We start from the raw sequence: 20,635 nt of genomic DNA on the forward strand, positions 1-20,635 counted from the left end.
CAAAACACGCCGGGGCCGGCCACGGGGCTGCATGCGCTTCACAGAATATCCTCACAATTCGGGAATGGCTACCGCAAAGGACGCCCGCGCGCCCACAACGGGACCGACAGGCGCCGATGCCCTTGCGCCCGCGCCTTCACCGGATCTCGTGGCCGAAGGCACGCTTCTCCTGAAAATGGGTATCGGCAAGCCGGCCATCGCCCGCGCCATGCGGCTTGCCACCGATCACGGCACATCGCTTGAAGAAGAGCTTCTGGCGAACGGCCTGATCGATGAAGCCACCTATTTCGAGGCGATCTCCGAAACCCTCGGCCTCCCCTTCCTGAAACACATCGCCGCGAACGAGGTCCATGACCTGCCGGGCCTCGACAGCCAGCTTGGCCGGCCGGAAGTGCTTCTCCTGCAGCCGCCGCTTGCCCGACCGATCCGAGTGATGGCGCCGCGGCTTTCACAACTGGGTCCGCTTCGGGAGCGGCTACGCCTTCACCCGGAGCTTCGCCCACGGCTTGCGATCTCGACCCGCTCGGAAATCCGCCGCGCCGCCTGGCAGGCGGGACGGACCCGGCGGGTCGCGGAAACCGGGCGACAACTGTCGGAAACCATGCCGCTCTACAGCGCCCGCATCATCTTCTGGGGCCGGCAGGGTTTTTATGCGGGCATGCTGGCGAGCGGCATCCTCGCGGCCATCTACGCCATGCCGTTTCTGACGGTGCTCGTCACGCACATTCTTCTCAGCCTGCTTTTCCTCGCCAACTTCGTTCTGCGCTTCGTTGCACTCCTATCTGCCCAGGCCCGCGAACGCCGCCAGCACACCCGCCGGCCACGCAGCCTGCCCAAGGAACATCCGCTGCCGGTCTATTCGGTGCTCGTGGCGCTTTATCATGAGGAGGCCGTGGTGCCGCAACTGATCGAGGCGCTGAACCGGCTCGACTGGCCGCGCTCCCGCCTCGATATCAAGCTGGTCTGCGAAGAAGATGACGACGGTACGATCGGCTTGCTCGAATCGATGAAGCTGCCGCCGGAATACGAGATCGTGCGCGTGCCGGTGCGCAATCCGCGCACCAAACCGAAAGCGTTGACTTACGCATTGACCGGCGTGCGCGGCAGCCTGCTTGCCGTCTATGACGCCGAGGACCGCCCCTCCCCCGGCCAGCTGCGGCAGGCGCATGCGGCTTTCTGCCGGATGAGCAGCCGCACGGCCTGCCTGCAGGCCCCGCTCTTCGTCACCAATGCGGAGCAATCCTGGCTGAGCAGCCTGTTTGCGCTGGAATATTCGGCGCTCTTTCGCGGCCTGCTGCCGATGCTGGCGGCCGCACGTCTGCCATTGCCGCTCGGCGGTACATCCAACCATTTCCGCACCGCGGCGCTGAAGCAGGTCGGCGGCTGGGACCCGTACAACGTCACCGAGGATGCCGATCTCGGCATGCGGCTTTATCGCAAGGGATATCGCGCCCGCGTCGTGTCGCTGCCCACCTACGAGGACGCGCCGACCACGCTCGACATCTGGCTGAAGCAACGCACGCGCTGGTACAAGGGCTGGCTGCAAACCTGGCTGGTGCAGATGCGAAAACCGCGCCGCCTGCGCAAGGAAATGGGCTGGGGCGGTTTCCTAGCCTTTCAGGTGCTGATTGGCGGCATGCTGTTTTCCTCCCTCTGCCACCCGCTGGTCATCGGCTTCATCGTCTATCTGAGCTGGCTGATGATCGAACAGGGCAGCCATACGAGCAGCGCGCTTTCCTTCTGGCTGTTCGTCGCCGATGTCGTCAATATCTTCGGAAGCTACGGAGTTTTCGTCGCGCTCGGACGCGTGGGAATGAGCCGGGCCGAACGCCGCGCCGTCGGCTGGCGCTGGATGCTGACGCCGGTCTATTGGCTGGCATTATCGCTTGCCGCCTGGCGCGCAGTGATCGAACTGCGCACGAAACCGTTCGTCTGGAACAAGACGCCGCATGAGCCGGTGAAGAAGTAAAGAAAGCTGGAGCGGGTAGCGGGAATCGAACCCGCGCGATCAGCTTGGGAAGCTGACAAGCTACCATTACATCATACCCGCGTTGGGCTTGAGCTTTCCACCATGCGCGCGCGGGTGTCAAGACGAAACCCGCTTCCGCAAAAGATGTCTCATACGCTCTTGAGATGATCGGCCAGACGATGGGCGAGCGCCACGATCATCAGCGTGGGATTGGCGTGACCGCTTGTCGGGAAGACCGAGGAACCTGCGACAAACAGGTTCTCCGTTCCGTGGACCCGGCAATCCCTGTCGACGACGCCATCGCGCGGGCTGGAGGACATGCGCGTGGTACCGATGTGATGCGCCGCTGAATCGAATGTGCGCAGCCGGTCGAGCACCTCGTCCCGAAGGCTGTCTTCATTGTAGATCAGGTCGCCGGTTCCGGTATTTCGCAATTGCTTTCGGATGAGGGCATGCGTTGCAACGACGGTTCGAACATCGATCTCGCTGAACGCCGCCCGCAACTCGGCGCGGGGAATACCGAACGCGTCGCGCTCTGTGTGCAGCACGACGCGGCTCTCCGCGTTCGGTGCGTGTTCGGTTTGGTAACAAAGGCCGAAACGGTTGTGGAGGTCTTCCTTTCGCGGCAGGAGAATGGGAAGGCGTCGACCGGAAAAATAGCGTTGCCGCACCGCCTCCGCGACCTGCGGCACAAGTTTCGGGGCATTCCTGATGACGCGGGACGCATGCTCGAAAAGCAGCTTCTTGTGGTCGGCGATATGCGACAAGCGCCGCTGGCGGGCGAAACCGATGCCGAACTTCGCAAGGAAGATCGCCGACGACAGCGCGGTCGATTGCGAGCCGTCATCCGTGAACGGGGTGAGGAAAGTTGCGATGGAATTGCCGATCTGCTCCCGTTGCTGCGCCTGCGGGGTCACCCATAGACGGCGCCGCACATAGGTCCCGGCGTGCTTTTCGAAGTCGAAGACGAGGCTCTTTCCACGATCCTTCAATTCCGCCCAGGCGTGCATCCCGCTCAGATGGGACATGTAATAGCGCCCGACCGTGTCGAACTCGTTGCCGATACCGGCAACCATCACGTCATTCGAGGCCAGCAATATCCTCGCATTTTCGATCCCGCCGCAGGCGAGCACGACCCTTCGAGCACGGATCTGGAAACGATGGTCGGCGCTCACCGCGACCTCCACGCTGCCGATACGCCTTGTCGCGGGATCAAGCCTCAGGGCGGTCGCGGTGCTGTTCAACAGGACGGTTACATTTTCGCTCCGCTCCAGCTGCGGCCCGTAACGCCGGGCGAAGTTCGTCGGCGGGCCCCAACGCTCAAGCTGGGCGGAGCTGATGTCTGCCTCTCCGAAGCCTGCGATCATTTCCGCCGGCCGCTCCGGGAAGGCGGAGGACACGTCGAAGACGGGATCGCCGACCTCACAGAGCGACGCTGCATGCGCCAGATGAAGGCTCACATCTTCCCACGGGCTCGGCCAGCCACTCAGTGGAACCCACTCGCGCGGCATGAAATCGATGGGATCGAATGGGATACAGCGGCCACCCCAGGCCGTCGAGGTTCCGCCGAATTGGCGGCGGCGGTTGTTTTCGAGAGGTTCATGGCTTCCCTGAGGCCAGACATATCCCCGCAACAGGTCGCGTTTTTCCGGTGTTTCGCGCGGGCCGCCGCTTTCCAGAAGCACGACACGGCAGGCCGTGCCCGCCATCGCCGAAGCAACCGTGATGCCCGCCGGGCCGCTGCCGATGACGAGCAGGTCGCAGTCCGTCACGCTCCCGTGGGGCGGTGGGCTGGCCCGCACCATCAGATGCCCAGCTCCTCATAGGGAAGATGCCTGGCCATGCGGACGCTGGCGATATTTTCGGAGAGATGATCGCGGTTGGTGGTGCCGGTGAGCACGGAGGCGACGAACGGCTGCCGGAGGGCATAGCCGAGAAGCACTTGCCGCACGGTGACGCCGTGCCGCTGCGCAAAGGCGCTGACGGCCTCTTCCTGACCGCGGGAAAACACCTTGTTGACGACGACGCCTCTTCCGGCGTCTTCGATCGAGGAGAATGTCTCTCTGGAACGGGAGGGGTGCAGATCGGTCTGCACCAGCCGCAGCAGCGGGTTGGAGCAGGCGGTCTTCAGCGCGTCGTCATGCTCGGCGGAGATGCCGAAATACCGCACCTTCCCCGCCCGCTGGATCAGCGACAGAGCCTCGAACAGACCTTCCGATTTTTCGAAGCCCGAGGGGGCATCGTGCAGATAGAGGATGTCCACATAGTCGGTGCCCAGCCGGCGCAGGCTGTTGTCGACGGCGGCGACCAGATAGGCCGCGGAGAAATCCTGTGTGATCAGGTTGCTGTCGTGGGCGTTGTTGCGCATGCTGGCCGCAAAGCGTCGCGCGCCCTTGAAAGGACGCAGTGCCCGTTTCAACAGCGGCATCGCCTTGACGAGGAAACCGCTTTTTTCGCCGAAACGGTACCCGACCTTGGTGGCGACGATGAAGCGGTCCCGCATGCCCTTGATCGCCTGCCCGATGACGGCCTCGCTGTCGCCCTGTCCGTAGATATCGGCGGTATCGATGAAATTGATGCCCTGATCGGCCGCAGCCGCAATGAGACCCAGCCCCTGGCGGCGCGACAGCCCCGTCGAGACCGACGTCAGTCTCGACGTGCCGAGGCCGAGGACGGATGCGGTGAGGTCCGTATTTCCTATGACGCGATAGTCCACATTTTCATCCTTCTCCATGCGAACGGCAGGGTCGCGCGCATGTCACGCGGGGTCGGGTTGCGGGGTGGTCGTGGGGGCCAGCCGGGGCTGCCGGACTTGCCGTTTGGCGCGCGCCGGGGCGGGTTTCTCGACTTCGACCAGCCAGCTGCCGCTTCCCAGGAGGAAGAGAAACAGCACATAGGTCGCATTCCAGAAATGAACCGTCCAGCCGACCAGGAAATAACCGGTCATGACAATCAGGAAAGCAGTGCGGTATTGAAGGCGCGTTGCATCCAGTCCCTTTTTCAGCCCGATCGTCCACACCGTGGAAAGGAACGCCAGCATCATGGAAAAGCCGGCGGGCAATCCGAAGAGAACGGCGGAATAGAGCCAGAACATATCGATGCTGCCCGGCATCCACATGGGGCGATCCCAACGATTGAAGCCGACGCCGAAAAGCGGGTGATTCAGTGCCGAGCCCGAACCGAAATGCCAGATGAGAATCCGATAATAGGCCGAGCCCTTGTCGAAGGAGAAATAGGTCAGGTAGAATTCGGGGACCGTTTGGTTGGACGCGAGCGAGATGAAGACATACATCGCCGCAACCAGCGCCCAGACGATCAGCCAGCGCTTCTCATTGTTGCGGAGAAGCCAGTTCCACGACAAAAGTCCGATCTGCGCGGCCATGGCCGTCATCGGGCCGCCCGACAGGGAAAGGAACGCCGTGAGCAGAACGACGCCCGAGCGCGTCCAGCGCCGGAATGCGGTTCCTCTATCGCCGAGCACGAGGTGAACCAGCGCCAGAATGGCACCGCACGACACCCCGAACAAAATCGGATGTTCGAATACGGCCTGCACACGGCGGAAACCCCAGCGCGGCTCGTTAAAGGCAAGGACATGCGTGGGGAAGAAACTCGAGAAGAAAGAAAGGGCGACGTTTTTGTTGGTGACGACTTCCACCAACGCGAAGGGAAGGATGATCGCGACGGCCCAGAACAGCACCTGAACGACGGCCCGGAACTGATCGGCATTGCGGACAAAACAACGGCCGAGAAGATAGGCGCCGACCGTCTCGACAAAGATGATGCCGCCCGATTGCACCCCGGTCGTTAACCCATGGACGGCCGCAAGCGCGACGATGCACCAGAGGCCATGGAACAGGATCATGAAATCCGCAAAACGGAAGCCTCCGGCCTTGCCGCCGGCCCAGATGAACAGACAGGGCACGACACTGAAAATCAGGATGAGGCGAAATGGCGAGATGATCACCGGGCCGATCGACCACAGCCACGGAATGAAAAGGCTGCCGAGGAAGAAGACGACCAATAGCGAAAGACCGGATTTGGCGCGCACAGGCTCCGCCGCCTTGCCGCGCGTCGACGTCCTCCGGCCCGGAAACGGCGTGTCGTTCGTCTCCACGGCGGCAATTTGCCTATCATGAGTCGCCTTGAGCGACGGGGGCATGCTTCGGTCCTCCAGCCGGTACAAGGGGTCGCGGATCGCCTCACGCACTAAGTTGACCGGGTGCGCCTATCACACATTCGAACGACGACCGTGTCGATTAGGCAATTTTCGTGCGCAGACATACCTTTGGGTAAGGTTGCACCCCGCAGGGGTTAAGACTTATCGTCCTTCACGAGCTACGAACGTCGAAGCCGTCAGAGATAGAACTCCACCGCGAACTGATTGGCCGCCAGCGTCGGCGCATGCTCCAGCAAGGCCACCGTCACCACGCCGCCGGTGATCGATCCGTTGGTGTCGAGCATGAGGCTGCCGGTCGCCGGGTTGTAGAGGAATTGCGCGAGCCCCGCATGCGCGCCCTGGGTCATGGTGCCGATCGCGAGCTTGGTCGAGTCGAAAACCAGATTGAGGCCTGTGTTCTCCAACTGCTCGAAGATGATCGTGTCCGAGGCGGTGAAATCCTTGATGGTCATGCCGCCTGCGCCTTGCGAGGTATAGACCTGATCGCCCCCCTGCCCGAGGGTGATGATATCGCCGCCGAAATTGCGGATGATGTCGTCGCCGGCGCCACCATCCAGCTTGTCGGAAAGGCCGATCCAGAAATGTAGTCGTTTCCGCCCCGGCCGAAGATCGAGCCGCCCTGACCGCTTCCCGTCAGAGGCCCGCCGTCCGACGGAGGCACGATGCCGAACATCAGCTTGTCATCACCGGCCGTGCCGGAGAGCGTTGAGCCCGCCTTCAGGCCGTCCAGGGACACGTCCACGTTTTCGAACTGACCGGCTGCCGTCGCTCCCAGACCGAAGGTCTGCACCTTGGCTGCCGTGATCAGGGCGAAATCCAGTTTCAGCAAGGGAGCGGCGCCCTTGTCGGACGGGCGGGACTGGAGGACGAGCGTATCGACACCGCTGCCGCCGAGGGCCGCATCGCTGTTGTCGATGATCACCCGGTCATTGCCGGCGCCGGCATCGACGGTATCTTTCACGGTCTCCGCATAAAGATCGACATTGCCCGCGCCTGCGACCCGGTGCGGATGAAATCGTTGCCGTTGCCGCCGATCAGCGTATCGATGCCATAGCCGCCGACGAGGCGATCATTGCCGTCTCCGCCATCGAGCTTGTCATCACCGTAGCCGCCGAACAGCAGGTCGTTGCCGGCGAGCCCCTTGAGCGTGTCATTACCGCTCGTTCCGGATTTGAGCAGGGACGTCGCCGTTTCCGAAGCGGTTTTGCCCTCCAGTCGGGGCAGCGTCAAAAAACTGTCGGCGACCAGGTTGGCGGCCGTCAGCGCCGGTTTCGTCGTCAGGGTCGCGATGTGGTAGAGGCCGCCCCCGAGCTTGCCGTTCTTGTCGAAGAAGAGCTTGCCGGTGTCGGTTTCGTAAAGGAACTGGCCGCCGGTCGCGGAGGTCGCCACGGGGTTTGTATTGGCAACTAGCGTCACCTTGTCGGTTGGCAGAGCCGTCGGGCCGAGCGACCGCAGATTGAGCAGTAGCAAATCCTCCTTCGTATTGAAGTCGGTGATGTTGTCGGGCGCCGCGCCCCCGCCGCTTTGTCTTTATTAACAAATGGTAAAATGAGCGTATCGGACGGGTTTTGCCCTCTCACCCCCCAGTTTGGAGGGTGCAAAGACAATGCGGAAACGGCACCCGAAAGAGGTACCGAATCAAGGCCAGCCAGCCAAAAGCAGCAGGCTATTCGGAGCGGAAATGCTTGGAGAGCTTCAGGCCCTGGGCCTGATAGTTCGAGGTGCCGATCAGGCCATAAAGCGCCTCGGGCCGCTCCATCATATGCTCGTAGACCAGCCGGCCGACGATCTGGCCGTGTTCGAGGATGAAGGGAACCTCGTGGCTGCGTACTTCCAGCACCGCACGGCTGCCGGTACCGCCGGCCGAGGCATCGCCGAAGCCGGGATCGAAAAAGCCGGCGTAGTGGACGCGGAACTCGCCGACGAGCGGATCGAACGGCGTCATCTCGGCGGCGAAATGCGGGGGCACATGCACCGCCTCCCGCGAGACAAGAATATAAAATTCATCGGGATCGAGGATCAGCTCGTCGCGGCCGCGGCTATAGAGCGGTTCCCAGAAATCGTAGATGCCGTGCTCGCCCTTCTTGTCGACATCGACGACCGAGGTGTGATGCTTGCCGCGATAGCCGATCAGGCCATCGGCTCCGGTGCCCTTGAGATCGATCGAAAGCGCAATACCGCCGCCGGAGACGTTCGGCGTGTCGCTGGCGACCAGCACGTCGCTTTCATGCAGCGCCATCACTTCGGCTTCGCTCAGAAGCGCGTGGCCGATGCGGAAGCGGATCTGCGACAGGCGCGAGCCGCGGCGCACGATGATCGGGAAGGTGCGCGGGCTGATTTCGAGATAGAGCGGGCCTTTGTAGCCGGCAGGGATCTTGTCGAACTCCTGCGCCCGGTCGGTGATGACGCGGGTGAAGATATCGAGGCGGCCGGTGGAGCTTTTCGGATTGGCCGAGGCCGACATGGTCGCCGGCAGATCGAGGCTTTCCATCAGCGGCACGATATAGACGCAGCCCGTTTCCAGCACCGCCCCCTCGCTGAGGTCGATGACATGCAGCTGCAGCCGGTCGAGCTTGTCGGCCACCAGATGGCCGGGGCCGGGCATGAAGCTGGCGCGGACACGAAATGCAGTGGAGCCGAGACGCAGGTCGAGGCTTGCCGGCTGTATCTGATCCGCATCCAGCGCAGCCTCGCTGGCAAGCCGCCCCTGTTCAAAGAGAGCGGCGATTGCGCGATCCGCCAATATACCTGTCTTGCGAGCCATGAGCCGTCCGTTGATGTTCCCTTCAGACAAACCAAAACTGGGGAATTGACGCAAGCCGGGATCGGCAGTATTGCAGCTTTATCCCGTGGTGATTTGGCCGGCCGGCTTGCAGCCACGTAAAATAAATAGCTAAAAAGGCCGGGTCTCGGACCGGCCTGCTTTTGCGGCCGGTTTTTTTGTTTTGAAAGTGACTGATATGAGCAAAAACTGGCGCCCGGCAACGCAGCTCGTACACGGCGGAACAACCCGGTCGAACCACGGCGAAACCTCTGAGGCCATCTTCCTGACGCAGGGCTTCGTCTATGACAGCTCGGAAGCCGCCGAAGCGCGCTTCAAGGGCGAGACCGACGGCTTCATCTATGCCCGCTACGGCAGCCCGACCAACGACATGTTCGAAAAGCGCATGTGCATGCTGGAAGGCGCCGAAGACGCCCGCGCCACCGCCTCCGGCATGGCCGCCGTCGCTTCCGCCATTCTCTGCAAGGTCAAGGCTGGCGATCACATCGTCGCAGCACGCGCGCTCTTTGGCTCCTGCCGCTGGGTGGTCGAAACGCTGGCGCCGAAATACGGCGTCGAGTTCACGCTCGTCGATGGCCGCGACCTCGCAAACTGGGAAGCCGCCGTTCGCCCGAACACCAAGGTCTTCTTCCTCGAAAGCCCGACCAACCCGACACTGGAAATCGTCGATATCGCCGGCGTCGCCAAAATCGCCAATGCGATCGGCGCAACCGTGATCGTCGACAACGTCTTTGCGACGCCGCTGTTCCAGAAGCCGCTGGAGCTTGGCGCCCATGTCGTCGTCTATTCCGCCACCAAGCATATCGACGGCCAGGGCCGCTGCCTCGGCGGCATCGTGCTCTCCAGCAAGGACTGGATCGACGAGAACCTGCACGACTACTTCCGCCACACCGGCCCGGCGCTTTCGCCGTTCAATGCCTGGACGCTGCTGAAGGGCGTCGAGACATTGCCGCTGCGTGTGCGCCAGCAGACGGAAAACGCCGCCCGCCTTGCCGATTTCCTCGCCGAGCAGCCGCAGGTGGCCAAGGTCATCTATCCCGGCCGCAAGGACCATCCGCAGGCGGACATCATCGCCCGCCAGATGACCGGCGGCTCGACGCTGGTCTGCTTCGAGCTGAAGGGCGGCAAGGAAGCGGCGTTTGCGCTGCAGAACGCGCTCGACGTCGTCGTCATCTCCAACAATCTCGGCGATTCCAAGAGCCTGATCACCCATCCGGCAACGACCACGCACAAGAACCTCTCGGACGAGGCCCGCGCCGAACTCGGCATCTCGCCCGGCACCGTGCGCTTCTCCGCCGGCATCGAGGACAGCGCCGACCTGATCGACGATTTCGCCCAGGCGCTGCGCTCGGTCAAAGCCTGAGCACGTACCGCCTGCATCACGCTCCAAACGCCCGCTTCCCGCGGGCGTTTTTTTGCGGCCCGCATTCTCCTCCGTCCCGAACAACTGCGTATCCTTCCTCCTGAGAACTTGCATCGCCTTTTCCGCATCTGCGGCAGGTGTGCTAGGCTCCTTCACCCGAGGGGCGGATGGCGTTCTCATGACACGCGCGCAACACGTTGGCGTCATTGTCGGTCTGGTGATCGTCGCGATCCTCACGATCCTGCGCGCCAGCGACCCGCTGCTCCTGAGGCAGGCCCGCGAAGTCGCATTCGACGAGTATCAGCGCATCGTACCGAGGACGTTCGAGGACTTGCCGGTCCGCGTAGTCGACATAGACGAAGCCTCGCTCAAGGAACTGGGCCAATGGCCGTGGCCGAGAGATCGCATGGCCCTGCTGGTGAACCGGCTTTCGGAGCTGGGCGCATCGGCCATCGCTTTCGACATTCTCTTCTCGGAGCCCGACCGTCTTTCGCCGCGCGCGGTCATGCGCGATGTCGTGGGCATCGATCCGTCCTTGCTTGGGCAATTGCCCGACAATGACGAGATATTCGCCCGGTCTATCGCCGGCAAGCCGGTGGTGCTGGGTTTCGCCCTGTCAAATGATGGCCGCTATAGGCCGGAGATGAAGGCCGGCTTTGCGTTTACCGGCGAGCCCCCGTTCCATGCCCCTCCACGGCTCGATAGCGCGACGCCCTTGCGACCGCAGCTTGCCGCGGCAGCCGCCGGCATCGGGCATATCAGCCTCAATCCCGGAGATCCGTCGGCCGTGGTCCGCACCGTACCCTTGCTCCTGAGCGACGGCGAGCAGCTCTATCCCAATCTCGCGCTCGAAGCGCTGCGCGTCGCCCAGGGGGCCTCGACCTACGTCCTTGCCGACGCGCCCGACGTGCCGGACACCATCACCCTGGTCAAGATCGGCGATTTTGTCGTTCCCGTAACCGCGGCCGGTGAACTCTGGCTTTATGTCAGCCCCGACCGGGCAGATCGATATATTTCGGCGCGGCAGATATTGGCCGCCGACGGCGTCCCGCCCGAAACAGCCAAGGCCATCGAGGGCAGCATCGTCTTCGTCGGGACCTCGGCCGCGGGCCTCCAGGACATTCGAACCACCGCCCTTGGAACCAACGTGCCCGGCGTTTCGCTGCAGGCCCAGACCGTCGAGCAGATCCTTTCCGGGCGGTTTCTATCGCGGCCCGACTGGGCAGACGGCCTTGAAATCCTGTCCATTGCGGTGGTCGGCACGGCGCTCGTCATCCTGACGACATTCGTCAGTCCCGCCATGGCGCTGGCTTGCGGCCTTCTGATCACGGCCCTTGCTCTTGCCGCCTCCTGGTTCGCATTTCTCTATGCCGGCCTTCTGCTTGACCCCCTGGCGCCGATCATCAGCGGCTCGATCACGCATTTCTCGGCGACGGCGTTCCGGTTTCTGGTGATCGACCGCGAGCGCAGGGAGGTCCGGGCCGCCTTCGGCCATTACCTTTCTCCCTCCCTGCTCTATCGCATCGAACATAACAGGGACGCCCTGCGTCTGGGCGGCGACGACCGGGAACTCACCGTCATGTTCGTCGATGTGCGAAACTTTACCGAAATCAGCGAACGGCTGGCGCCCACCGCCGTCGTCGCTTTCCTGAACACGTTCCTTGACGCGCTCAGCCGTCACGTCATCGAAAACGAAGGGACCCTCGACAAGTTTATCGGGGATTCGATCATGGCCTTCTGGAACGCACCGGTCGATGTCACCAACCATGCCGCCAAGGCGGTGCATGCGGCGCTGGCCATGCGGGAAACGCTTGCCCGTCTCAACGCCGAAGATGCCTTCGGCTTTGGCGATGGACGGGCGGTCGGTATCGGTATCGGCATTCATACCGGCCTTGCCTGCGTCGGAAACATGGGCGCGGAGACCCATTTCAATTATTCGGCCGTCGGGGACACCGTCAATGTTGCAGCCCGCATCGAAGCCGCCTGCAAGGATGTCTGTTTCGACATTCTCGTCTCGGAGAGCACGGCCGATCTCGTGCCACAATATGCCCTGCTCGAAGCGGGGGCGCTGGCGTTGAAGGGAAGAAGCACGCGGACGCGCACTTTCGCGGTTGTCGGCGACGAGAACGTCGCCATATCCGCCGCATTCAGCGAATTACGGCATGCCCACGGGCAGTTGGTCGAGACCCTCTTCTCGCGATCGCCGGCCGCACGGGAGGCCGCGCGGGCCGCAAAGCGCCAAGCCTCGGCGCTGCCAGTCGATCTTGCCGAGTTCTACCGCCGCATCCCGCGCAGGGCCGAACATTTTCAGCGCCCGACGGCGAAAAAGGACAGGGTTGCCTCCAAGTGATCCCTGTCGCGAAGGATCGTCCTATCCGTTTCTCTCTTTGTCGTGACGGCCCTTGTGACCGTGATCGCGATCTCCGTGGTCATTCTTGCCGTGATCACCGTGATGCCCATGCGGTCTGTCATGCTTGTCGCGATCATCGTGCGGCCTGTCGTGCTTGCCGTGATCTCTATCGTGGTGCTCGTGATGAGGTTTGTCAGGATCGGGGCCGGGCTTTTCCTCGTCGGGCTTGTCCTCCGGCTTGGTCGGCGTTGGCCGTTCTTTAATGGTATCGCGCGGTGCGATGTCGTTGCGCGGAATGTCTGCGGCACTGGCAAGACCGCAACCACCGGAGCCGGCGCTTGCCGCAAGCGCCTGACTGCCGGAAAGGAACGGCAGCGCCCGGTTGTTGCCGAGCGTCCGGAAGATACCGCGATCCACACGCCGGGTATCGGAAGGCGCTCCGTTGGGTTTGGCGACCACACAGTCGCAACGCCGGGTCAATTGCTTGCAGCCACCCGCGCCGCAGAAGGTTGCCGCGCCGTTCAAGAGCACGACGGCGGTCGTGCCGTCGGGACCGACATAGAAATCGAATGCCGTTCCCCGCACGCCGATCGTTCCTGCGGGCGTCAAAATCTCGTAAGCCGAGTGTTTCGAATTTCCGCTTACCCAGCGAAACGTGCCCTTCGCGGCGTTGAGGGTCAGCTTTTTCACCGAGCGGGAGCCATCGAAAACAAACTTGTCGATCACGACGGAAGAGCCCCACCCCACCGCCAGCTTGGTACCGTCCTGAAACAGGAACTGGCCAAGGCCGGATTTGGACGTCCGTATTCGTTCGTCCTGGTAGACCGCGTCGTTGGTGGACAGATCGCCGCTTGCGCCGGTCACCAATGTCTTGATCTGGACCGCCTTGCCGATCGGTTCGGCTGCGGCCAGCGGCGTTGCGGCGCAGGCGAGAAAGCCCAGCACGGCGACGGTCGATCGATCCGGAGTCAACATCGTCCCCTCCAAATATGAGTATATTATCATATTAAAGAGCGCGAGTCTGCGCTTCGTTTGCCGGAGAACGAGGATGCAAAACGCGGTCAGCCGTGCGCGCTCCTCCTGCGAAGGTATGGACAATACCCTTGTTCCACCGTGCAACGGGCCGTTACAACTGCTATACAGAGGAATGATCCGCGCGAGTTACCGTGACAGTCGGCGTCCCGCAAAGAAGAATACGATTTAGGGGATGTCCCGTGGAAAATTCGAGCGAGAGCAAACAGGCCGGAAGCGAGCACGTTCCCCGGCTTACCAATTTGCCGGTCAGAGAGCCGGCGACACTGCACGGGCCTGTGCCGAGCTTCATGGCAGCATTGGTCGCGAATGCGCCCGATCCGCGTGACTGGCTGGCCGCGATCATCGAAGGATCGGACGACGCGATCGTCAGCAAGGATTTGCGAGGCATCATACAGAGTTGGAATTCCGGTGCGACGCGACTCTTCGGTTACGAGGCGGAAGAGGTGATCGGCAAGCCCGTTACCATCCTCATTCCGGAGGGCCGGCTGGATGAAGAGCCCGCGATCATCGCCGAAATCCAGCGCGGCATGCAGGTCGAGCATTTCGAGACAGTTCGCCGGCGCAAGGACGGTTCGTTGATCGACATCTCGCTGACCATTTCGCCGATCCGCAATGCCGATGGCATTATCGTCGGCGCTTCGAAGATAGCCAGGGACATAACGGAGAAACGTCTTGCCCAGGAGCAGCAACAGCTTCTGATGGGAGAAATGCGCCATCGCGTGAAGAACCTCTTCGCGCTGGCAAGCGCGATCGTCTCGATCAGCGGCCGATCCGCCACGGATGTCGAGAACCTCCGGACGACGATCCAGGCGCGGCTTGCATCGCTGGTGCGCGCTCATGAATTGACGATGTCGGATTGGCAAAGCATTTCCGGCAATACGCAGACGATTGCACTGCATACGCTGATCAAGGCGATCCTCGAACCGTACGGTGCGGAGGAGCGGATCGTAATCACAGGCTCAAATCCCGTCGTCGGCACTAGGGCAATGACGCATATCGCATTGCTGTTGCACGAACTTGCAACCAATGCCGCCAAGTATGGATCGCTTTCCGCGGCAGAGGGACAACTCGATCTACGCATCGGGCACGAGAACGGTGTTACCCTCCTTGTCTGGCGGGAGACCGGCGGTCCCGAGCCATCGTCCGAGCAGAATTCGGGTTTCGGCAGCCGCCTGGAAAAAGGGTTGGCGAGCGCGCTGCACGCGACGATCGAACGGGAGTGGAAGCGGGAGGGGCTCCTCGCATCTATAGGGATTCCAAGCGAAATCCTCGCCGACTGAGATTCTATTTTCACACGTCGCGAAAGAACATCGTCGATCTGCCATGGCGTCACCCCTCGGACGAGGCCCGAACCTCATCATCCGGGAGGATAGCTTAGAGAGAAGAGCTCAGAAGCTCTTTCGTGTATTCGTCCTTGGCGTTGTTATCGATCAGGTCCTGGCTGGTGGTTGCTGGCTGGTGATGATGTCGCGCACCACGCCCTTGTGCATGACCGCCAGCCGGTCGCACATATGGGCAACGAGCGGCAGGTCGTGGCTGATGATGAACAGCGTCAGGCCCTTTTCCCGCTGCAGCCGCATGGCCGCGGGACAGCTGGTGCGGAAGCATCGATGATGACGAATGCCACCTAGACGAACCCCTGCCATGTTGCGACATACGTGAAATCCGCAACCCGTTCGGCGCAGGGGCTTTGAATTGGCGGTTCATGCGGTCCGGTGGGCCCGAGGCGTATCTCGATCTTCAAGGCAAGGTCGCTGCGGGTGCGGACCGACAGGGGTCCACGTCCAGGCGCTTAAACCCGGTGCGGTTCACCACGCTCAACTGCGGCGCGACGCAGCCCATTTGAGCTGCGTCGCTGCAAAGGAATGGAACGTGCGACGTACTATGCAGCCTTTACTTTCGTCGTCGTCTTGTTGATCGACGTCACGGCGAGATTGGTAAGCTTGTTGTTTGTCGCCTTTTCCTGGTCGAGAATTTCGCTGAGAAGTTTGTGCGCCTCATCGTGACCGAGATCCTTTGCCCATTCGCGCAGTGAGCCGTAGCGGGCGATCTCGTAGTGCTCAACGGCCTGACAAGCGGCAAGAAGACCGGCATCGAGGGCTGTTCCCTCAGCCTCTTCCATCAGGCTATCGGCCTCTTTGATCAGGCCTTCGATAGCGTCGCATTTTTCACCGGAAGGCTTCTTGCCGATGGACTTGAACACTTGGTCAAGTTTCTTGATCTGCTCCTTCGTTTCCGCGAGATGCTGCTCCGCCGCCTTTTTCAACTCCGAGCTTTTCGCGGCTTTTGCTACGTTCGGCAGTGCTTTCGTGATGGCATTTTCGGCGTAATATACATCCTGCAATGTATGCTCGAAGATGTCAGAAAGGGATTTCATGGTGTTTCTCCTCTTGCGCAAGATCGCGCGAGAGAAATCGACAAGGCCAGGAATCGTTCCGATACGTTCGATAAATTGCGTTCTAATCCGATGCTCTTGACGCGATGATCGAACGGGACAGCAGACGCACGGCTCGCCGCATCTATCCAGATTTCAATCGAGACATTTACCGGTCCCCACAAGAGACCACCGCCGACCGCTGTAACCACTTTCGATCATGCAGCGACAACCAATCAAGCGCAGTCTGCATGGAACATTTGGCGAGGGAGGTCGTTTTGAAGTCCGGGAGATTGGCGGCGGCAGGGCCGATGTGTTGGCCGATCGCGCGGATATGGTCTATCTTATGACATCAAGAAGCGGAAATTCCACCCTGGTGCCGTTTGTGCGCTCCACGGCGGCACCAACTGCTGATATCAATCATTTCCGCAATAAATCACAGCATTCGGTTGCGCATCAAAATTGCGTTCGGCTTTCCAAAAGCACGCATGACGCGCCCTCGGCCCGTCACACCCCTGCGGCCGCAAGACCGCTGAATGTTCTGTCGGTGTCCTCGGAGTTGTTCCCTCTCATCAAGACCGGCGGCCTTGCAGACGTTACAGGCGCACTGCCGCAAGCCCTTGAGGGGCATGGTGTCGCCACTGTTTCACTCATCCCCGCATATTCACAGATCAGCAGGAGTTTCACCGGCCTGGAGGAAGTCGCGAGACTGCGGTTGCTCGACGAGCAAGCAATAGTGCTTCGCGGAAATCATAACGGCGCTCAGCTTCTCCTGTTGGATTGCCCGGCCTTCTTCGAGCGGCCGGGCGGTCCATATCTCGATGCCGAAGGGCGCGACCATGACGACAATTGGAAGCGGTTCGCCGCGCTTTCCCTGGCAGCGGCGAAAGTTGCTGCGGGGGAAATACCGGATTGGACGCCCGATATCGTACACACCCATGACTGGCAGGCTGCACTGACCCCTGCCTACATGAAAGACTTGATGGTAGAGACGCCTACCGTTCTCACAATTCACAACCTTGCGTTTCAAGGACAGTTCCCCGCCCGAATCTTTCCGGCTCTTGGCCTTTCACCCCACCACTTCGATACCGGATGCATGGAGTATTACGGCGACATCAGTTTTTTGAAAGCGGGTATCGCGCTGAGCGATATCGTCACCACCGTCAGCCCCACCTACGCTCGCGAGATATTGACGCCTGAACTCGGCATGGGCATGAACGGTTTTCTTTCCACGCGGCGAGATAGCTTGCGCGGTATCATCAATGGCATCGACGAGAACCTCTGGAATCCGACAACCGATCCCTTGATCCCCGCGAAATACGATATCGCCACAATCGAGAAACGCCATACAAACCGGACTGCGGTCGAAGATCGCTTCGGCCTTGTCAAGGACGATGGCGCTATCCTCTCCGTCATTAGCCGATTGACCTGGCAGAAAGGGCTCGATCTGCTGGAACCCATCATACCCGGCATTGTGGATCGGGGTGCCAAGCTGGTCGTCTACGGCCAGGGCGATCCTGCGATGATCGCTCCGCTGGCCGAACGAGCAAGACAATATGCGGGGCGGGTGGTGCTGAGTATCGACTTCAACGAAGCGGATGCGCACCTGCTGCATAGCGGCAGCGACATGGTTTTGCAGCCCTCGAGATTTGAACCATGTGGCCTGACACAACTCTATGCGTTGCGGTATGGCGCAATTCCGATCGTTGCACGCACAGGCGGCCTTGCCGAAACAATTATCGACGCGAATGAGGCGGCTATGGACGCGAAAGTAGCGACGGGATTCCAGTTTCAGCCGGGCTCGGTGGAAGATTTTTACCACGCCGTCGATCGCGCGCTGACCGCTTTCGGACATCCCTCCTTCTGGAGGCAGTTGCAGGTTCAGGCCATGAAAGCAAATTTCAGTTGGCAACGAAGTGCCCGGCGATATGCAGCTCTCTATCGCTCGCTTCTTCCAACCGAAGCAAGGCAGGAACTGTGATACGATCTGCAGCCACACTCCTTGCGCCGGGCCACACCATGTCTCACCGCTGGGGACGACTTCAGGCTTCGACTATAAGCGCGACGGGCTGGCGTAGAACCGCAGATACGGGGAGGTCTCCTGTCTCGAATCTGCGACCGTTTACCAGCTCCTGTTTTCTGCCTGCAAATGAAGCCGGGATAATGATCCTGGTGTCGCCCCAAAAGGAACGCGATGCGGCCAGTGTCTGAGGTTGCACCAGCGAAAACATCAGGCGCGGAGCAACGGCTATAGCATAGTCGTTCCTTTTCACGCGCATGAAGGCGACGACGTGGTCGGCGCGCTCCCCTTCGACGTGGAGCGGCAGATAGCCACCTTCCGAAAACAGGCTTTGGCGCTGACGGCGAAGCTTGAGCGCGGCCTTGATGAGGTTGAGTTTCTGGAAACGGGGATTTTTCTCCGCCTCATCTTTCGCTTCGAACAGCTCATAGTCCACGGGCCGCCGATTGTCGGGATCGACCAGGGAAAGATCGAAGCCTTCCGTGCCCTGGTAAAAATCAGGGACACCCGGACCGATGATTTTGATCAGGGTTTGGGTCAGGCTGTTGAGATAGCCGCCGACGATATAAGGCCGCACCGTGGAAATGAAGTCATCGACGAAATCCCGATTGTCCGATGAGAGCAGCGCCCTCGCATACCGTTCAACGGCTGCTTCATAGTCTTCATCGGGCTCCGCCCAATCGGTCCTCGTCTTTGCTTCGCGGATCGCCTTCAGCGCATAAGCCGAAAATCGCGTCTGTAGGCCGACAAGCCGTTCGGTTGTCGCTTCCTCGGGCAAGGCCCCAAGCAGCGCCTGGTAGAGCAGCCATTCGGTATTTGGGTCGGGCGCCGGACCATCGGAAAGGCGCCCGATCAAATCTGCATTCATTTGCCGCCATCGCGCGACATGGCCAGCCCAAGCGTCGGCGTCCTCGCTGATCGTATAGAGGCGGGCCCGCGCATCCTCTGCGCGTTTCGTATCGTGGGTCGAGGTTGCCGTCAGACCCTGCGGCTGGGTTCGCATGCGCTCAAGCATGGCAGCGTGAAAAGCGTCCACACCGCCGCGTGCATCTCCCGGCTCGCCACCGACCTCGTTTGAAGCGATAAGGCCGTTGTAACGATAGAAGAGCGTGTCTTCCATCGACTTTGCCATGATCGGCCCGGTCAGTTGCTGAAAGCGGGTACGAAATTCCGCCGCGTCTGATGCCGAACTGCGAAGCAGTCCCGCCACGGCATCAATGGCTTCCACGTCTTCTACCCAACGTTTCGCGTTGGCAACAACATCGTCGAGGATGGCCGCATCCGTTTGAGATAACCCCTCCGCCGTGCCATACGTTCGATAAACGGGGAAACACACCAGCAGTTCGCAGATCGCGGACGCAAGATCCGAATGCCTGCTTTTTGGCAGGAGCTTCGCTGCGATGCCTGCCAGTCGCGAAACTTCGCCCGCGAAATTGCGTGTCGCCATATCCATTTTCGCCTGCCGCCGCTCTTCCTCGTACGTACCAAGTGAGGGCACGACACCTCGATAATGACGATCGAGCTTTTCAAGGCCGATCCTGTCGATGAAGAGATTGCTGGCGGCTTCGATGAATTCATATCCCGTCGTGCCGGTGACCGGCCATTCGGGTCGCGGATTCTCGCCGGGCCCAAGGATTTTCTCAACGACGATAAAGACATCTTCGCCGACAGCTTCGCGAAGGCGTTTCAAATAGCCGGCGGGATCGGCGAGGCCGTCGATATGGTCAAGACGCAGACCCTGGACCGCGCCGTTTCTCACCAGGTCAAGGATGAGGCGATGGGATTCGTCGAAAATCCTCGGGTCCTCGACACGCATCCCGACGAGACCGGTCACCTCGAAGAAGCGGCGGTAAGAAAGATGCCGGGCCGCCTCTTTCCAATGGATCAGTTGCCAGTGCTGGCGGCCGTGCAGGGCCGCCATCTTTTCCGGAGACCGGGAAAAGGCCGAGAGCGCACCCGGATTTCCGCCTGTCTCCTCGAGCAGCCACGGGGTGCTTTCCGGCGACAGAGGGTAACGGGCTGAGTGATAACGGAGAGTGTATGTGCCGGCTTCACGCCGTTCGATTTGAAGCTCGTCATCGGCAACGGCTTCGGCAAAGCTTTTGCCAAGATGCGGCAGCGTCAACCGCTCGTTCCAGTCGATATCGAAATAGCCGGCGAAGCGGCTTTCGCGTCCCCGCTCCATGACATCCCACCACCATGCGTTCTCCTGCGAGGCGGCCATGTGGTTTGGTACGATATCAAGTATCAGGCCAAGCCCATGCTCTTTCAGCCCCGCCACGAAACGATCAAATCCGGCGCGTCCTCCAATGGCGGGGTCGATTTCATTGGCATCGGTCACATCATAGCCATGGGTCGAGCCCGACGTCGCAGTAAAGATCGGGGAGGCGTAGACATGGCTGATACCGAGACTTCTGATGTGCGGAAGGTTCTTGATGGTACGGTCAAAGGTCATACCCTGGCGAAACTGAACGCGATATGTGGCGACCGGCGGCTGCATGGGACCTCTGGGATGTATGTTTCTGCGTCGCGAAAGCTCCGCAGCGACGAAAGGTTCCGCAACCG

At 61.1% G+C, this 20,635-nt stretch carries 16 protein-coding genes, 1 tRNA gene and 1 riboswitch; of the genes, 5 read left to right on the top strand and 12 right to left on the bottom strand.

What is annotated here, in order from left to right; all coding sequences use genetic code 11:
- The first annotated feature begins 64 nt into the window (after positions 1 to 64).
- A complete protein-coding gene (locus tag ASC86_RS04540; RefSeq protein WP_244477519.1) occupies positions 65 to 1,969 on the top strand; it encodes a glycosyltransferase family 2 protein in 1,905 nt (634 codons plus the stop codon).
- A gap of 7 nt (positions 1,970 to 1,976) precedes the next feature.
- Here ASC86_RS04540 and ASC86_RS04545 read toward each other — a convergent pair.
- The 8 genes from ASC86_RS04545 to ASC86_RS04580 form a co-directional block, all read right to left on the bottom strand.
- A tRNA-Gly gene (locus ASC86_RS04545) sits at positions 1,977 to 2,050 on the bottom strand.
- 68 nt (positions 2,051 to 2,118) lie between these two features.
- The gene (locus ASC86_RS04550) at positions 2,119 to 3,774 is read right to left on the bottom strand and encodes a GMC family oxidoreductase (protein WP_056316631.1); all 1,656 of its coding nucleotides are present in this window, start codon (positions 3,772 to 3,774) and stop codon (positions 2,119 to 2,121) included.
- On the bottom strand, positions 3,774 to 4,685 hold the full coding sequence (locus ASC86_RS04555) for an aldo/keto reductase (protein WP_162244971.1): 912 nt from the start codon (positions 4,683 to 4,685) through the stop codon (positions 3,774 to 3,776). Before ASC86_RS04555 ends, ASC86_RS04550 begins: the two co-directional genes overlap by 1 nt.
- A gap of 42 nt (positions 4,686 to 4,727) precedes the next feature.
- The gene (locus ASC86_RS04560; protein ID WP_156386895.1) at positions 4,728 to 6,083 is read right to left on the bottom strand and encodes an O-antigen ligase family protein; all 1,356 of its coding nucleotides are present in this window, start codon (positions 6,081 to 6,083) and stop codon (positions 4,728 to 4,730) included.
- Between the two features lie 239 nt (positions 6,084 to 6,322).
- Positions 6,323 to 6,598, bottom strand: a complete 276-nt coding sequence (locus tag ASC86_RS04565) for a hypothetical protein (protein ID WP_056316640.1) — start codon at positions 6,596 to 6,598, stop codon at positions 6,323 to 6,325.
- Positions 6,595 to 7,107, bottom strand: coding sequence for a hypothetical protein (locus ASC86_RS04570; RefSeq protein ID WP_056316642.1), 513 nt, complete (start codon positions 7,105 to 7,107; stop codon positions 6,595 to 6,597). Before ASC86_RS04570 ends, ASC86_RS04565 begins: the two co-directional genes overlap by 4 nt.
- A complete protein-coding gene (locus tag ASC86_RS26465) occupies positions 7,104 to 7,616 on the bottom strand; it encodes a hypothetical protein (protein ID WP_056316646.1) in 513 nt (170 codons plus the stop codon). The genes ASC86_RS04570 and ASC86_RS26465 overlap by 4 nt, the downstream gene beginning before the upstream one ends.
- A 196-nt stretch (positions 7,617 to 7,812) precedes the next feature.
- Positions 7,813 to 8,910, bottom strand: a complete 1,098-nt coding sequence (locus ASC86_RS04580; protein ID WP_056316649.1) for a 2'-deoxycytidine 5'-triphosphate deaminase — start codon at positions 8,908 to 8,910, stop codon at positions 7,813 to 7,815.
- A 75-nt stretch (positions 8,911 to 8,985) separates the two neighbouring features.
- A riboswitch (SAM riboswitch) is annotated at positions 8,986 to 9,064 on the top strand.
- A 42-nt stretch (positions 9,065 to 9,106) separates the two neighbouring features.
- Here ASC86_RS04580 and ASC86_RS04585 point away from each other — a divergent pair.
- Together ASC86_RS04585 and ASC86_RS04590 are read left to right on the top strand one after the other, a co-directional pair.
- Positions 9,107 to 10,291: an O-succinylhomoserine sulfhydrylase gene (locus ASC86_RS04585; RefSeq protein WP_056316651.1), complete on the top strand. Its 1,185-nt coding sequence runs from the start codon at positions 9,107 to 9,109 to the stop codon at positions 10,289 to 10,291.
- A gap of 178 nt (positions 10,292 to 10,469) precedes the next feature.
- Positions 10,470 to 12,641, top strand: a complete 2,172-nt coding sequence (locus ASC86_RS04590) for an adenylate/guanylate cyclase domain-containing protein (protein ID WP_056316655.1) — start codon at positions 10,470 to 10,472, stop codon at positions 12,639 to 12,641.
- Positions 12,642 to 12,662: 21 nt separating this feature from the next.
- Here ASC86_RS04590 and ASC86_RS04595 read toward each other — a convergent pair whose 3' ends face one another.
- Positions 12,663 to 13,616 (bottom strand): FecR domain-containing protein, encoded by a 954-nt coding sequence (locus tag ASC86_RS04595; RefSeq protein WP_056316657.1) that lies wholly within the window; start codon positions 13,614 to 13,616, stop codon positions 12,663 to 12,665.
- Positions 13,617 to 13,807: 191 nt separating this feature from the next.
- On the opposite strand from ASC86_RS04595, the gene ASC86_RS04600 reads away from it, so the two are divergent.
- Positions 13,808 to 14,956, top strand: coding sequence for a PAS domain S-box protein (locus ASC86_RS04600; RefSeq protein WP_156386896.1), 1,149 nt, complete (start codon positions 13,808 to 13,810; stop codon positions 14,954 to 14,956).
- 150 nt (positions 14,957 to 15,106) lie between these two features.
- Here the strand turns inward: ASC86_RS04600 and ASC86_RS25570 are convergent, their stop codons facing one another.
- Entirely contained in the window at positions 15,107 to 15,256 is a 150-nt protein-coding gene (locus ASC86_RS25570) for a hypothetical protein (protein WP_156386897.1), read from the bottom strand.
- A 302-nt stretch (positions 15,257 to 15,558) separates the two neighbouring features.
- Complete coding sequence (locus ASC86_RS04605; RefSeq protein WP_056316660.1) at positions 15,559 to 16,053, bottom strand: ferritin-like domain-containing protein; 495 nt, start codon at positions 16,051 to 16,053, stop codon at positions 15,559 to 15,561.
- Positions 16,054 to 16,582: 529 nt separating this feature from the next.
- Between ASC86_RS04605 and glgA the strand changes: the two genes are divergently transcribed.
- Positions 16,583 to 18,031, top strand: coding sequence for a glycogen synthase GlgA (gene glgA, locus ASC86_RS04610; RefSeq protein WP_056318274.1), 1,449 nt, complete (start codon positions 16,583 to 16,585; stop codon positions 18,029 to 18,031).
- A gap of 61 nt (positions 18,032 to 18,092) precedes the next feature.
- Here the strand turns inward: glgA and treY are convergent, their stop codons facing one another.
- Complete coding sequence (gene treY, locus ASC86_RS04615; RefSeq protein WP_056316663.1) at positions 18,093 to 20,570, bottom strand: malto-oligosyltrehalose synthase; 2,478 nt, start codon at positions 20,568 to 20,570, stop codon at positions 18,093 to 18,095.
- Between the last annotated feature and the right edge of the window lie 65 nt (positions 20,571 to 20,635).

The sequence above is a fragment of the Rhizobium sp. Root1212 genome (genome assembly GCF_001424985.1).
Classification (GTDB): Bacteria; Pseudomonadota; Alphaproteobacteria; order Rhizobiales; family Rhizobiaceae; genus Pararhizobium.